The following is a 14,449-nucleotide window of genomic DNA, read 5'->3' as shown; positions in this document are numbered from 1 at the left end:
GCCCGCGATCGTCTCCTGAGAGTGTCGTCCGTTCACGTCATCCATCCGCGTCATTGGTCGAAAGTGTCGCCGGGAGCATGGGCGATCCCGCTGCCGCCAGCAACTCGGCCAAGGCCCCTCTCGGGCAGACACCGGGGAAATCTGCCCGAAACCACGACATCTCTTGCCCAAGGATTGGATTTGCGCGCCAAATATTCGACAATCAGACGGAAATCTTTACGGCCCGTCCAGCGGACCATTTGCGAACCAATCAGGCAATGCTAAGTAATTCGCAGTCTTGCTGGGTTGTCCTATGTCCGAAAGCGATGCAGCTTGCACGCTCTCCTTGCCCGACGATCAGCCCGCCCTCCCAGGCGGCAACTCCGCCTTTACGCTCGACCGTATTCGCCAGTACATCACCCGCGAGGCGTTGAAAGAAGGCAGCCGCCTGCCGACGGAGCGCCAATTCTCCGCCATGTTCGGCGTCGGGCGCCGCGCCGTGCGCCGCGCGCTGGAGGCGCTGGAGGCCGAAGGCGTCGTCTGGCGCAAGCAGGGCGCCGGAACCTTCCTCACCACGCCCGAAGGTCCGGCCGACCCCCACGCCGCCATCATCGAGCGGACCGATTTCGCCGAGATCATGGAGGTCCGCCTCAGGATCGAACCACCGCTCGCCCACCTCGCCGCCCAGCGCGCCCGCCCCGCGGACATCGAGCGCATGCGCCTCCTCAGCGAACGCATCCGCACCTCTCGCGATGCCGACGCGCGCGAATTGTGGGACGGCATGCTCCACCGGCTCATCGCCATGGCCGCCGGCAACTCGCTCTTCCTCACCCTGTTCGACACCGTCAACCGCATCCGCCAGGACGGGTGCTGGCAGGACATCCGCGAGCGCGCCCGCGCCAACACCGACGCGCAGATGCAGTCCTGCCGCCATCACGACGAAATCATCGACTGCATCGCCCGCAAGGACGCCGCGGCCGCGGGCGCTGCGATGCGCCGCCATCTCCTCATGCTGCAGGATCTCCTGCTGCGCCAGACGTCCCACGCCATGGGCCAAAACCCCCCGCTCGCGCCTATGGCACCGTCGATCAACCGCGATCCCGACCCACATGGAGACAACCAACGATGAAGCGCTTCCCTTCGTCCCGCGTGGCGCTCACCGCGCTGCTTCTGGTCGCAACGGGCCTTCCGGCCATGGCCAACGAATTGAGGATCGGCCTTCAAGACGACCCCGACGTGCTGGACCCCGACCAGTCGCGCACCTTCGCGGGGCGCATCGTCTACACCGCCGTCTGCGACAAGCTGGTCGACCTCTCCCCCGACGTCGAGATCATCCCGCAGCTCGCCACCGATTGGGAATATTCCGACGACGCCACGTCGCTCGTCCTCAACCTGCGCGATGACGTCGTCTTCCACGACGGCACCCCCTTCAACGCCGAGGCGGTGATCTACAACATCAACCGCTCGCTGACGCTGCCGGAGTCGCGCCGCAAGTCCGAGCTCGCCTCCGTCGACACCGTGACGGCGACCGGCCCCTATCAGGTCACCATCGCGCTGAAATCGCCCGATGCCTCGCTGCTCGCCCAGTTCGCCGACCGCGCGGGCATGATGGTCTCCCCCGCCGCCGCGGAAGAAGCGGGCGCCGATCTCGGCAACAACCTCGTCTGCTCCGGCCCCTTCACCTTCGTGGAACGCATCCAGCAGGACCGCATCGTCGTCGAGAAGTTCGCCGACTACTGGAACGCCGACGCCATCAAGATCGACCGCGTCGTCTACCTGCCGATCCCCGACTCCACCGTGCGCCTCGCCAACCTGCAGTCGGGCGAGTTGGACCTCGCCTCGCGCCTCGCCCCGACCGACATTCCGGCGATCCGCGCGGACGCCGACCTCACAGAGCACGTCGTTACCGGCCTCGGCTACGGCGCGCTCTACATGAACGTCGCGAACGGGCCGCGCTCGGAGACGCCGATCGGCCAGGACAAGCGCGTGCGCCAGGCCTTCTCGAAGGCGATCGACCGTGCCGCGCTGAGCCAGATCATCTACGAAGGCACGGCGAGCCCCGGCAACCAGGCCTTCCCGCCCAACAGCCCCTGGTACAACAAGAACTTCCCCGTCGAGGAGCGCGACGTCGAGGGCGCCAAGGCGCTGCTCGCCGAAGCCGGCATCGACCGCCTGGAGGTGCAGCTTCAGCACCCCAACACACCCATCATGTCGCAGATGATGCAGGTGGTTCAGGCGATGGTCGCCGAAGCCGGGTTCGACGTCCGCCTCCAGGCGCTGGAGTTCGCCACCCAGCTCGCCGAGCAGTCCGCCGGCAACTACGAGGTCAGCCGCACCAACTGGTCCGGCCGCGCCGATCCCGACGGCTCCATCCATCAGTTCGTCACCTGCGAAGGCGGCATCAACGACACCGGCTATTGCAACGAGGAGGTGGATAATCTCCTCAACGCCGCGCGCACCCTCGGCAACCCCGCCAAGCGCAAGGAGCTCTACGACCAGGCGACGGCCATCCTGATCGACGAGCTGCCGGTCATCTACCTCGTCCACGAGTCCTACATCACCGCCCACGACGCGGGCGTCACCGGCTTCGTGCCCTATCCGGACGGCATGATCCGCCTGGAAAACGTCACCGACGCCGACTGACGTAACCGATCCGGGCGGCGGCCACGGTGCCGCCGCCCCCTTCCGTCCTTGTCGGAGAGCCCATGCTCCGTTTCGTGCTGAAACGCATCCTCATCGCCCTGCCGACGCTGCTGATCGTCTCGATCCTCGTCTTCGGGCTGCAAAAGCTGCTTCCGGGCGACCCGGTGCTGGCGCTCGCCGGCGAGGAGCGCGATCCCGAAACGCTGGCCCGCCTGCGCGAGCTCTACCGCCTCAACGACCCGATCTGGATGCAATATCTCCACTGGCTGGGCGACGTCCTGAAAGGCGACCTCGGCATGTCGCTGCGCACCAACCAGCCGGTTCTGGTGCTGATCGCGGAAAAGCTCCCGGTCACACTGCAACTCGCCACCATGTCGATGATCTTCGCCATGGTGATCGGCATCCCCGCCGGCATCCTCGCCGCCACGCGCAAGAACTCGTGGATCGACTGGATCTGCAACGTCGTCGCCCTCTCCGGCCTGTCGATCCCGAACTTCTGGCTCGGCATCATGCTCATCCTGCTCGTCTCGGTGAACCTCGGCTGGCTCCCTGCGTCGGGCTACGAATCCTTCTTCGTCGACCCCGTGCGCTCGTTGCAGACGATGCTGATGCCGTCCTTCGTCCTCGGCACCGCACTCGCCGCCACGCTGATGCGCCACACCCGGTCCGCCATGCTTGGCGTTCTGTCGTCCGACTATATCCGCACCGCGCGGGCGAAGGGGCTGCCCGGCCGCGTCGTCGTCCTCGGCCACGCCTTCCGCAACGCCGTGCTGCCGGTCATCACGCTGAGTGCGCTCCTGTTCGGCGAACTCATCGGCGGGGCGGTGCTGACGGAGCAGATCTTCACCATTCCGGGCTTCGGCAAGCTCACCGTCGACGCCGTGTTCAACCGCGACTATGCCGTGGTGCAAGGCATCGTCCTGTGCATCGCCGCGGGCTTTCTCGTCATGAACCTCATCGCCGACATCCTCTACGCCGTCTTCAACCCGCGCCTGAGGACCGAGCTTTGAGCGTCGCCGCAGAGGGTCTCGCCCCGCGCGCCAGGAGCCGCGCCTGGGGCAAATTCCGCCGCTCGCCCGCCGCGTTGGTGGGCCTCGCCATCGTCGGCTTCTTCGGCCTCCTCGCGCTCGCGGCGCCCCTCCTTCCCATCGCCGACCCGCTGGCGACGAGCTGGACCGCCATCCGCCAGGCGCCCTCGGCGGCCCACTGGCTCGGCACCGACGAGCTCGGCCGCGACATCCTCTCGCGCATGGTGTGGGGCGCGCGCGCCTCGCTGGCGGCGGGCGTCGTCTCCGTCGCCATCGCTCTCGCCACGGGCGTTCCCATCGGCCTCCTCGCCGGCTACTTCGGCGGCTTCACCGACATGGCCATCTCGCGCTTCACCGACGCGCTTCTCGCCATGCCCTTCCTCATCACCGCCATCGCGCTCGCCGCCTTCCTCGGCCCCAGCCTGATGAACGCGATGATCGCCATCGGCCTCTCCGCCATGCCGATCTTCATCCGCCTCACCCGCGGCCAGGTGATGGCGGTGAAGAAGGAAGACTATATCGAAGGCGCCCGCGCGATCGGCCTCGGCCACGTCGCCATCATGACGCGCTATGTGCTGCCCAACATCGTCCCGCCGCTCATCGTCCAGGCGACGCTGACGGTGGCGACCTCCATCATCGCCGAGGCGAGCCTGTCCTTCCTCGGCCTCGGCCAGCAGGCGCCCGCGCCGAGCTGGGGCTCCATGCTCAACGTGGCGAAAAACTTCCTGTCGCAGGCGCCTTGGATGGCATTGTGGCCGGGCCTTGCCATCTTCTTCGTGGTGATGGGCTTCAACATCCTCGGCGACGGCCTGCGCGACGCGCTCGACCCCCGCGAACACTGACCCGACCTTCTTCCGGACACCGACCATGACACCATTCACCACCCGCCCCGAACTCCTCGGCACCTTCGGCGTCGTCACCTCCACCCACTGGATCGCCACCGCGGCTGGCATGAAGATGCTGGAGGCCGGCGGCAACGCGTTCGATGCGGCGGTGGCGACGGGCCTCGTGCTGCAGGTGGTGGAGCCGCATCTGAACGGGCCGGGCGGCGACATGCCGGCGATCCTCTACTGTGCCGCCAAGGATGAGGTCGAGGTCCTCTGCGCCCAGGGGACGGTTCCGGCGGGCGCCACCATCCCCCATTACCGGGCCGAAGGGCTCGACCTCATCCCCGGCAACGGCCTGCTCGCCACCGTCATCCCCGGCTCCTTCGGCGGCTGGATGACGATGCTGCGCGACTACGGCTCCCTGCCGGTCGGGACCGTGATGGAGCCGGCGATCTACTATGCCGAGCACGGCCACCCGATGCTGGCCCGCGTCGCCGACGCCATCGCCGGGATGGACGACTTCTTCGCCGCCGAGTGGCCGGACTCGCACGCCACGTGGCTACCGGGCGGGCAGCGCCCCAAGGCGGGCGCCCTCTTCCGCAACCCGGTGCTTGCCGAAACGTGGAAGCGGATCGTCAAGGAATCGGAGGCCGTCCCGGGCCGTGAGGCGGGCGTGGAGGCCGCGCGGCGCGCCTTCTACCAAGGCTTCGTCGCCGAGGAGATCGACGCCTACATGCGCACCGCCGAGCTGATGGACGGCTCGGGCAACCGCCACAAGGGCGTCCTCACGGGCGAGGACATGGCCGGCTGGACCGCCACCATCGAGGCCCCGACCACCGCCGATTATCATGGCTGGACCGTCGCCAAGACCGGCCCATGGGGACAGGGCCCCGTGCTCCTCCAATCGCTGAAGATCCTGGAGGGCCTGCCGGTCGCCGAGATGGACCCCGGCGGGGCCGACTTCGTGCACACGGTCGTGGAGGCGATGAAGCTCGCTTACGCCGACCGCGAGGCCTACTACGGCGACCCGGCCTTCGTGGACGTCCCGCTCGGCCACCTCCTGTCCGAGCCCTACAACGCCGCCCGCCGCGCCCTCGTCGGCCCCACCGCCTCGCGCGAGCTGACGCCCGGCATCGTGCCCGGCTTCGAGGACCAGGTGGCGCGCGGGATGGCGCTTCTCGCCGGCCTCGGCAAGGGCGCGGTCTATGAGCCGACCATGGCCCACCTTGCCACGCCGCCCGCCGGTCTCGCCCAGAAGGCGGAGGGCGACACCTGCCACATCGACGTGATCGACCGCTGGGGCAACATCGTGTCCATCACCCCCTCCGGCGGCTGGCTGCAGGATTCGCCGATCATCCCGTCGCTGGGCTTCGGCCTCAACACGCGCGCGCAGATGTTCTGGCTCACCGAAGGGCTGCCGTCCTCGCTCGCCCCCGGCAAGCGCCCGCGCACCACCTTGACCCCCTCGCTGGCGCTCTACGAAGGACGGCCGACGCTCGCCTTCGGCACCCCCGGCGGCGACCAGCAGGACCAGTGGCAGCTTTCCTTCTTCCTGCGCTACGTCCACCAGGCTGGGCTGAACCTCCAGGCGGCGATCGACATGCCGCTGTTCCACACCACCCATTTCCCCGGCTCCTTCTACCCGCGCACCAGCCAGCCGGGGGCGATGACGATCGAGGCGCGCATCGGCGCGGACGTCGTGAAGGAGCTCCGCCGCCGCGGCCACGACGTCACCGTCGCGGGTGATTGGGACATCGGCCGCCTCACCGCGGCGCGGCGCGATGCGGACGGCCTGTTGCGCGCCGCCGCCACGCCGCGGCTGATGCAGGCCTATGCGGCCGGACGGTGACATGACGGCGCCGCTCCTCTCGGTGCGCGATCTCACCACCGCTTTCCGCACCCCGGAAGGCTGGCGCGAGGTCGTGAAGGGCGTCTCGTTTAACGTCGCGCCCGGCGAAACCGTCGCCATCGTCGGCGAGAGCGGCTCCGGCAAGAGCGTCACGTCGATGTCCATCATGCGCCTGCTGGACCCGGTGAACGCGCGCATTGGCGGCGCGGTCACCCTGGAAGGCCGCGACCTCCTTTCGCTGCCCGAGGAGGACATGCGCCATATCCGCGGCAAGGATATCGCGATGATCTTCCAGGAGCCGATGACCTCGCTGAACCCGGCCTACACGGTCGGCCGGCAGATCGGCGAGGTGCTGCGCCACCACGACGGCGCCGGCCGGGCCGAGGCGCGCGCCGCCACCGCCGCCCTGATGGAGCGCGTGCGCATCCCCAACGCGGCCGCGCGGCTGGACGATTATCCGCACCAGTTCTCCGGCGGCATGCGCCAGCGGGTGATGATCGCCATGGCGCTGGCGGCGCGGCCCAAGCTCCTCATCGCCGACGAACCGACCACCGCGCTCGACGTCACCATCCAGGGCGAGATCCTGGAGCTTCTGAAGGAGCTTCAGGAGGAGAGCGGCATGGGCATGCTCTTCATCACCCACGACATGGGCGTCGTCGCCGAGATCGCCGACCGCACGGTGGTGATGTACCGCGGCGACTGCGTGGAGACCGGCACCACCCGGAAGATCTTCTCCCGCGGCGACCATCCCTACACGCGCGCGCTCCTGGCGGCGATGCCGCGCATCGGCTCCATGGCGGGCGAGGCCTGGCCGCTGCGGTTCGACCGGGTGGACACCGCCACCGGCAGCATCGAGCCGCAGGGGCCGGTGGCGGACACCGTCGACCGTAGCGCAACGCCGGTGCTGTCGGTGAAGAACCTCGTCACCCGCTTCAACGTCGGGTCCGATCTCTTCGGCCGCTCCACCGGCGCGGTGCACGCGGTGGAGAACGTCTCGTTCGACCTCCACCAGGGCGAGACTCTCAGCCTCGTCGGCGAATCGGGCTGCGGCAAGTCCACCACCGGCCGGTCCATCCTGCGGCTGATCGAGGCGACGAGCGGCGACATCCAGCTCGACGGGTTCGACGTGCGCGCTCTCGGCCCCGGCGACCTGATGCGCATGCGGCGCACGGCGCAGATGATCTTCCAGGACCCCTATTCGAGCCTCAACCCGCGCATGACGGTGGGCCAGACGGTGGCCGAGCCGATGATCCGCCACCGCCTGGCCGGGCGGGGCGAGGCGCGGCGGCGGGCGGCGGCGCTGCTGGAGCGCGTCGGCCTCAGCCCGGCGATGCTGGACCGCTACCCGCACGAGTTCTCCGGCGGGCAGCGCCAGCGCGTCGCCATCGCGCGGGTGCTGGGGCTGAACCCGAAGGTGATCGTCGCCGACGAGTCGGTCTCCGCGCTCGACGTGTCGATCAAGGCGCAGGTGGTGAACCTTCTGATGGACCTGCAGGAGGAGCGGAAGATCGCCTTCCTGTTCATCAGCCACGACATGGCCGTGGTGGAGCGCATCAGCCACCGCGTCGCCGTCATGTATCTTGGCGAAATCGTCGAGATCGGCCCGCGCGCCGCCGTCTTCGGTGCGCCGCAGCACCCTTACACGAAGCGCCTTCTGGAGGCGGTGCCGGTGCCCGACCCCGCGCGCCGCCACCACCGCCTCACCGTCGCCCCGGAGGAGCTGAAGAGCCCCGTGCGCCCGCGCGGCTTCACCCCGCCGCCCCGCCACTACCGCGAGGCCGCCGCCGGCCATCTCGTGATGGAGACGCACTGACGCAGCCTCGCTGCTCCGCCACCACCCGCAAGGCACTCACGCACTTCGGGTCCGCGCTGCCTGATCGCTGGTGAGGTCCGAGCCCGCGGGAGGCCTCGGCCTCGCACCCACGCGATGGTGCCTCCGGTTCTACGACCCGGTGCGGGCCGCCGCAAACTCGTAGGCGCACGCCAGAAAGCGCGAGGTCAGCGGGTTGTCCCCGGCCAGCGGCACCGCGAAGGCGCTGGTGAAGGTCAGCCCTTCGTCGCCCTCGCGCAGAGGGCGATAGACGACGTTCTTCATCGGCACTGCGGTGAACGATTCGGGAACCAGCGCCACGCCCGCACCCATCGCCGCGAGCATGATCTTCGTCATCATCTGCGAGACTTCGTGGGTGATGCGGGGCGAGAAGCCGGCCCGGCCGCAGGCGGCGCGGAAGACGCTTTCGAACCCCGGCCCCGCGGCGAAGGGGAAGGTGATGAAGTCCTCGTCGGCCAGCTCCTCGATCTGCACCACCGTGCGCTTGGCGAGGGGGTGAGAGGCGGGGAGCACCAGGTGCATCGTCTCGGTCAGGAAGGGTTGCAGATCCAGCCCGCTGCGGTCTGAGAGGGGCGGGACCACCAGTGCAAGGTCCGAGCGGCCTTGGCGCAGCGCCTCGAGCTGGCGCCCGGTGCTGTCGCTGTCATAGTGCATGACCACATGGGGATGGCGCTGGCGGAAGAGCCGCATGAGCGCCGGAAGCTCGCCCAGCGCGGCGCTGGCGACGAAGGAGAGGCGCAGGCTGCCGAGCAACGCGCCGTCGCTCTGCCCGGCGAGGCGCACCGCGTGTTCGGCCTGGGCGATGGTGCGGCGGGCCTCGCGCAGGAAAACCTCGCCCGCCGACGTCAGACGCACGTGCCGGCTCGTGCGATCCAGAAGGCGGGCGCCCAGCTGGTCCTCGAGGCGTTTGATGGCGGTGCTCAGCGGCGGCTGCGACATGTGAAGGTGCTGCGCCGCCTTGCGGAAGCTCGCCGCCTCGGCCACGGCCACGAATTGACGCATCTGCCGCAGCTCGACCATGTTCGTCTGGCCCTCGGGGTTGTTGCCATCTCAGGCACACGGGTCACGCAAAAGCGGGGTCACTCAAAGACTGGTTCACGCAAATTCCGGCCGCCGCCGGTCAGAGGAACGGACGGTCAGCCCACCGGCAGCATGTTCTTCACGACCGCGCCCGCCTTCACGATCACGCCGATGCGGCCCGGATCGGCCAGAAGCGCCACGTCCTCGGCCGGATTGCCGTCGACGACGAGGAGGTTCGCCCGCGCGCCCTCGAACACGTTGCCGATCTCGTGGGCGCGCTTCACCAGCTTCGCGCCGACGATGGTGGCCGAGCGCAGCACGTCGGCCGAGCTTTCACCGCGCAGGCGGTAGAGGAACTCGCGCGACTGATGGGCGTGGACGCTGGCGTGGGTGAGGTCGGTGCCGTAGGCCATGGCGACCCCCGCCGCCTTCAGCACGGCGAGGCCCCTGTCGATCTCGTCCAGCAGGCGCGCCGCCTTGTCCGCCTCCTCGGGCGTGGCGCCGGGCCGGTTGCGCCGCAGCTCCACGACGGCGAGCGTCGGCACAGCGGTCACGCCCTTCTCCGCCATCATGTCCGCCGTCCTCGGCGAAACGAAGAAGCAATGCTCGATCGATTTGACGCCGAGGCGCACGCAGCGCTCCACCGCCTTGTCGGTATAGGCGTGGGCGGCGACATAGGTGTCCGCGTCGCCCGCCTCTTCGACGATGGCGGCGATCTCCTCCTCCGAGAAGGCGAGGTGGGAGAGCGGCGTTCCGTGCGCGGCAAGCCCGCCATTGGCGATGATCTTGATGAATTGGGCACCCGCGCGCAGCTCCTCGCGGGCGGCGTGGCGCACTTCCGGTACGCCGTCGCACAGGCGGGCCTTGGCGCCCAGGCGGCCGCGCAGGAACGCGGGGTCCTGCCAGTCCCACTTCAGGCGAACGTCCTGGTGGCCGCCGGTCTGGCACAGCATCTTGCCGCAGATCATCAGGTCCGGGCCGACGATGGTGCCCTCGTCGACGGCGCGGATATAGCCGGTGTCGGCGCCGCCCATGTCGCGCACGGTGGTGAAGCCGCGCATCAGCATGGCGTTCATGGTGCCGACGGCGCGGGCGGCCACCAGCGAGTTGGGCAGCACCACATTTTCCAGCGTCGTATATTCGGTCGTGTTGATGTGGACGTGGGCATCGATCAGGCCCGGCATCAGCGTGCGGCCGCCGCAATCGATCACCGCCGCTTCGCCGTCACCGTCCGAAGGGGCGCCGCCGGGACCGTCATCGTCCGGCCCGTCACTGCCGATGCGCGCGATGCGGCCGCCGCGCACGACCACCGTCTGCCCGCGGGTCAGGCGGCACGTCTCGGTGTCGAGCACGGCCGCATTCTTGAAGATGGTCGTGCTCACACCGGCAGTCCTGTCGTCCACGTGCGGGGGAAGCCGCGGCATGACGATGGGCCCGCCGCAGCATTCGGTCCAATATCATTAACGGAAGCGTCGATATCTGAAAGCTATCGCTGCGCCGATGCTTCTTCGGCGGATGCGCTGAACGGCGGCCCCGCGCCGTCCCAAACGCCGCCGCCTCGCCCGGCCTTGCGCGTGGCCTTCCGCGCGGTCTTCCGCTCCCCGGCCGGTGCATCCGGCACCGACCCGGCATCCGGCGGGGTCACCTCCCGTCGCCGCGCGCCGAGCGGGCGCGGCTGGACCAACCGGCGCCGCACCGGCACAAGGGGCAGTGCGCCGGACCGCCGGCGCGCCCGCCACGCCAGCGCCAGAGGACCCATGTCCATCATCGACACCATCCGCACCTATCACGACGACCTCATTGCGATCCGGCGCGACCTGCACGCCCACCCCGAACTCGGCCTTCAGGAGCACCGCACCGCCGAGATCGTCGCCAAAACGCTGGAATCGTGGGGCATCGAAGTGCACCGCGGCGTCGGCAAGACGGGCGTCGTCGGCGTGCTGCGCGGGCGGGACGGCAACCGCGCCATCGGCCTGCGCGCCGACATGGACGCGCTCCCCATCCACGAGATCGGCGACGCGCCCTACCGCAGCACCGTCCCCGGCACCATGCACGCCTGCGGCCACGACGGGCACACCACCATGCTCCTCGGCGCCGCCCGCTACCTCGCCGCCACCAGGAATTTCGACGGCACGGTGCACTTCATCTTCCAGCCCGGCGAGGAGGGCTGCGGCGGCGCCCTCGCCATGCTGGAGGACGACCTGTTCGGCCGCTTCCCGTGCGACGCCATCTACGGCATGCACAACCGCCCCGGCATGCCGATCGGCGATTACGCCATCTCCGACGGTCCCGCCATGGCCGGCGGCGCCTTCTTCGATGTGACGGTGACCGGCCGCGGGGCGCACGGCGCGCAGCCCCAGTCCGGTATCGACCCCGTGGCCGCCGCGTGCCAGATCGTCACCGCGCTGCAGACGGTGGTGGCGCGCAACGTCCACCCGGCCGACCCCTCGGTGCTGTCGATCACCCGCCTTTCCGGGGGCGACGCCTACAACGTCATCCCCGAGACGGCGACCTTCGGCGGCACCGCCCGCTTCTTCCGGCGCGAGGTGGGCGACCTCATCGAGGACGCGGTGCGGCGCGTGATCGGCGGTGTGGCGGCCGGTCTCGGCTGCACGGCTGCGATCGACTGGCGGCTGATCTTCGCCCCCACGGTGAACGACAAGGACGCCACCGACGCGGCCTTCGCGGCGATGAACGACCTCGCCGCCACCGCCAACATCGTGCGCGGCCACCCCGCCTCGATGGGCTCGGAGGACTTTTCGTTCATGATGGAGAAGGTGCCCGGCGCCTACATGCTTGTCGGCAACGGCGACAGCGCCGCCCTGCACAACCCGAACTACATGTTCAACGACGACGCCATTCCTTACGGCTCCGCCCTCTACGCCCGCCTTGCCGAACGGGGCGCCTGAGGCCACGGCCCCGCACGGCCTAAGCGCTGCGAGACGTGGCTGGGCCTGCGTGAAACCGGCACGCCTTCCCCTCGACCTTTCCGGTCCGACCCTGCCTCGGCGCATCCGGCGAGCGTCGCCTGCGCTGTTGCGCAGTCGCGCATCATGGATGCTGGACGTCGGCAACACCGGCGTCCAGAGGAGAGCGACGAGGGAACCACGCGGCCGCACCGCGCGCGGCCAGCGTGAGGGATGTGACCGATGGGGCGAGGCGGCACCAGGCGCCGGTGGACGTGGCCGCGCTAGTCCGTCGCCGGAAGGCCGGGCGCGGCGAACCCGTAGGAGGCGAGGCGCGCCTGCCCCTCCGGCGACAGGATGAAGGCGGCGAGATGCCAGGCCGCCTCGGGCGCACCGTTCATCACCGTCAACCCATAGTCGGCGCCGACGGCGAGCGGCTCCGGCAGCGCCACGATCTTCAGCCCCGGCGTGTCGCGCGCGGCGAGCACGGCGTTGGTGCAGTAGGTGAGGAAGACGTCGGCGCGGTCCTTGCTCATCACCCAGCCATAGGGGTTGCGGCCCTCGGGCGGCGCGGCGCTGTCCGGCCCGCCGGTCAATTGCAGCGCCTTGGTGCGGAGGGTTTCCGCGGCGCCGGCCTGGAGCGCCTCGGCCTTGGCGAAGACCTCGAAGGCGTAGTCGCCGGACGGATCGGCGCCTGGCGTGGAGGTGCCGACGCGCACGTCCTCGTCCAAGAGCACGGCGAGCAGCGAGGCGCTGTCGACGGCAACGCGCGGCTGAGCGAGGGCGCAGAGACGGTTGCGGGCGAACAGCACCACGGGGGTGGATTTGTCGGCGGCGGCGAGGGCGGCGGGGTGGGTCATGTTGGCGGAGGCGAACACCTCGGCGGCCTCTCCGCCCTCGATGCGCTCGCGCAGCAGGCCGGAGGGGCCGAAGGTCCGCGCGACGGTGAGGGGACGGGTGGCCTCGAAGGCGTCCGCGATCTCGGTCATCGCGGCCTTGAGGCTCCCGGCGGCGTGGAGGCGCACGAGGTCCGCCGGCTCCAGCGCGGTGGGCGCCGCGCTCGACGTCTGGGCCGCGGCGGTTCCGGTCGCCAGCGTCCCGGCTGTCAGCGTCACCGCGGCCAGCGTCACCACGGCGCGCGCGCCTGCCGTGAGTGTCGCGGCGGCTCGGCGCAACGCTTGGCCTCCATCGGTCTCAGCACCCGTCCATCCGCTGCATCTCCATCCCATCTCGGTCCGTCCCCCAAAGCCTGCGGAGCGTGGCGCTCGCTGATTATTTCGGGGAAATAACAAGAAACGACAGAAAATGCACTCGAGATGGCGCGGACTGCGGAAGCGGCCGGTCCGCCGTTCGCGGAGAGGGTGTGGGCGCGCAGCAGGACGCAGCGTCTGCCGCCGGTGTCAGGCCTCCATCACGCAGCCGCGGGCCTTCAGCGCATCGTCCACCCACGCGCGGTCGGCACGGCCGGAGCGGATCCGCACCATTTCGGCGTCCTCCGTGGCCTTCTTCGCGCGGGTCGCCTCCAGCACCTCCGCGGCGACGTCGAACGGAACGCACAGGAACCCGTCTCCGTCGCCGATGACGAGGTCGCCCGGCTCGATCACCATGCCGTCGATGGCGACGGGGACGTTGATCTCGCCCGGCCCGTCCTTGTAGGGGCCGCGATGGGACACCCCCGCAGCGTAGACCGCCATACCGCTGTCGTGGATCTCGTCCGCGTCGCGGATCGCGCCGTTGATGACGAAGCCGTTGATGGACCGGGTGAGGGCGAGCGTCGTCATCAGGTCGCCGATGAGGGCGTTGGTGAGGTCGCCCCCCGCGTCCACGACGATGACGTCGCCCGGCACCGCCATCTCGATCGCCTTGTGGACGAGGAGGTTGTCGCCGGGCCGCGTCTTCACGGTCAGCGCGGGGCCGGCCATGCGCACGCCTTTGCGGTGGCGCGCGGTGAGGCGGGCGCCCCCCGCCGTCATGCGCCACATCGAGTCGCTGGCGTTGGCGACCGGCAGGTCGGCGAATGCGGCGACGATGTCGGAGGAGACCGCGCGCTGGCGTTGCAGCACTCTGAATCCGATACCCATGCGAGTCCTCTTGCTTTTTGTTGAGCGCGCGGCCGCCGGTTTGGGTCCGGCGGCGGTGTGCCGTGTCTTTCGGTCCGTCGCCCCCCGCGCGACCTGCGGCACTGCGGCGAGCGGTTCGGTCTGCCGGACCCATGCGGCCGGCGCTGAATTTATGGCCGCCCGCCGGCCGACGCGGAAGGCATGCGCAACAGCAGCGCACAGGCGAGTGTTTCGCGTGCGAAACGCTAGGTTGAGATCGGGCGCGGGCGGTTTTCCGTCCCTTCCTAGTGTGCGCAGGCCGCCCCC

11 protein-coding genes are annotated in these 14,449 nt (G+C 69.7%); 7 read left to right on the top strand and 4 right to left on the bottom strand.

The window, feature by feature from the left end:
* Window positions 1–292 precede the first annotated feature (292 nt).
* The 6 genes from BIX52_RS18765 to BIX52_RS18740 all read left to right on the top strand — a co-directional run bounded on the left by BIX52_RS18765 (window position 293) and on the right by BIX52_RS18740 (window position 8,139).
* On the top strand, window positions 293–1,108 hold the full coding sequence (locus BIX52_RS18765) for a FadR/GntR family transcriptional regulator (RefSeq protein WP_083660503.1): 816 nt from the start codon (window positions 293–295) through the stop codon (window positions 1,106–1,108).
* Window positions 1,105–2,622 (top strand): ABC transporter substrate-binding protein, encoded by a 1,518-nt coding sequence (locus BIX52_RS18760; protein WP_075222645.1) that lies wholly within the window; start codon window positions 1,105–1,107, stop codon window positions 2,620–2,622. The genes BIX52_RS18765 and BIX52_RS18760 overlap by 4 nt, the downstream gene beginning before the upstream one ends.
* A 62-nt stretch (window positions 2,623–2,684) precedes the next feature.
* Window positions 2,685–3,632 carry an ABC transporter permease gene (locus BIX52_RS18755; protein ID WP_075222644.1) on the top strand — a complete coding sequence of 316 codons (948 nt, stop codon included), beginning with the start codon at window positions 2,685–2,687 and terminating at the stop codon, window positions 3,630–3,632.
* Window positions 3,629–4,492, top strand: coding sequence for an ABC transporter permease (locus tag BIX52_RS18750; protein WP_075222643.1), 864 nt, complete (start codon window positions 3,629–3,631; stop codon window positions 4,490–4,492). The genes BIX52_RS18755 and BIX52_RS18750 overlap by 4 nt, the downstream gene beginning before the upstream one ends.
* 25 nt (window positions 4,493–4,517) lie before the next feature.
* On the top strand, window positions 4,518–6,326 hold the full coding sequence (locus tag BIX52_RS18745) for a gamma-glutamyltransferase family protein (protein ID WP_075222642.1): 1,809 nt from the start codon (window positions 4,518–4,520) through the stop codon (window positions 6,324–6,326).
* A 1-nt stretch (window position 6,327) separates the two neighbouring features.
* The gene (locus BIX52_RS18740; RefSeq protein WP_205647762.1) at window positions 6,328–8,139 is read left to right on the top strand and encodes an ABC transporter ATP-binding protein; all 1,812 of its coding nucleotides are present in this window, start codon (window positions 6,328–6,330) and stop codon (window positions 8,137–8,139) included.
* Window positions 8,140–8,268: 129 nt separating this feature from the next.
* Here the strand turns inward: BIX52_RS18740 and BIX52_RS18735 are convergent, their stop codons facing one another.
* A complete protein-coding gene (locus BIX52_RS18735; protein ID WP_170126413.1) occupies window positions 8,269–9,159 on the bottom strand; it encodes a LysR family transcriptional regulator in 891 nt (296 codons plus the stop codon).
* Between the two features lie 134 nt (window positions 9,160–9,293).
* Window positions 9,294–10,559, bottom strand: a complete 1,266-nt coding sequence (locus BIX52_RS18730; RefSeq protein WP_083660538.1) for a metal-dependent hydrolase family protein — start codon at window positions 10,557–10,559, stop codon at window positions 9,294–9,296.
* A 375-nt stretch (window positions 10,560–10,934) separates the two neighbouring features.
* Between BIX52_RS18730 and BIX52_RS18720 the strand changes: the two genes are divergently transcribed.
* Window positions 10,935–12,086, top strand: a complete 1,152-nt coding sequence (locus tag BIX52_RS18720) for a M20 aminoacylase family protein (RefSeq protein ID WP_075222637.1) — start codon at window positions 10,935–10,937, stop codon at window positions 12,084–12,086.
* A gap of 281 nt (window positions 12,087–12,367) precedes the next feature.
* On the opposite strand, the gene BIX52_RS18715 is transcribed toward BIX52_RS18720, so the two are convergent.
* Together BIX52_RS18715 and BIX52_RS18710 are read right to left on the bottom strand one after the other, a co-directional pair.
* Complete coding sequence (locus BIX52_RS18715) at window positions 12,368–13,258, bottom strand: molybdate ABC transporter substrate-binding protein (RefSeq protein ID WP_211098199.1); 891 nt, start codon at window positions 13,256–13,258, stop codon at window positions 12,368–12,370.
* A gap of 225 nt (window positions 13,259–13,483) precedes the next feature.
* Window positions 13,484–14,164 carry an RraA family protein gene (locus tag BIX52_RS18710; protein WP_075222636.1) on the bottom strand — a complete coding sequence of 227 codons (681 nt, stop codon included), beginning with the start codon at window positions 14,162–14,164 and terminating at the stop codon, window positions 13,484–13,486.
* Between the last annotated feature and the right edge of the window lie 285 nt (window positions 14,165–14,449).

The organism is Acuticoccus yangtzensis, from assembly GCF_001927245.1.
Taxonomy (GTDB): Bacteria; Pseudomonadota; Alphaproteobacteria; order Rhizobiales; family Amorphaceae; genus Acuticoccus; species Acuticoccus yangtzensis.
Note: the sequence above shows the minus strand (reverse complement) of the source record. Positions and strands in the feature narration are given on the sequence as shown.

What these genes read in the sequence shown, in the direction of transcription:
- BIX52_RS18765 (WP_083660503.1), top strand. Translation starts at nt 293, where the DNA reads ATGTCCGAAAGCGATGCAGCTTGCACGCTCTCCTTGCCCGACGATCAG.
- BIX52_RS18760 (WP_075222645.1), top strand. Translation starts at nt 1,105, where the DNA reads ATGAAGCGCTTCCCTTCGTCCCGCGTGGCGCTCACCGCGCTGCTTCTG.
- BIX52_RS18755 (WP_075222644.1), top strand. Translation starts at nt 2,685, where the DNA reads ATGCTCCGTTTCGTGCTGAAACGCATCCTCATCGCCCTGCCGACGCTG.
- BIX52_RS18745 (WP_075222642.1), top strand. Translation starts at nt 4,518, where the DNA reads ATGACACCATTCACCACCCGCCCCGAACTCCTCGGCACCTTCGGCGTC.
- BIX52_RS18740 (WP_205647762.1), top strand. Translation starts at nt 6,328, where the DNA reads ATGACGGCGCCGCTCCTCTCGGTGCGCGATCTCACCACCGCTTTCCGC.
- BIX52_RS18735 (WP_170126413.1), bottom strand. Translation starts at nt 9,159, where the DNA reads ATGCGTCAATTCGTGGCCGTGGCCGAGGCGGCGAGCTTCCGCAAGGCG.
- BIX52_RS18720 (WP_075222637.1), top strand. Translation starts at nt 10,935, where the DNA reads ATGTCCATCATCGACACCATCCGCACCTATCACGACGACCTCATTGCG.
- BIX52_RS18710 (WP_075222636.1), bottom strand. Translation starts at nt 14,164, where the DNA reads ATGGGTATCGGATTCAGAGTGCTGCAACGCCAGCGCGCGGTCTCCTCC.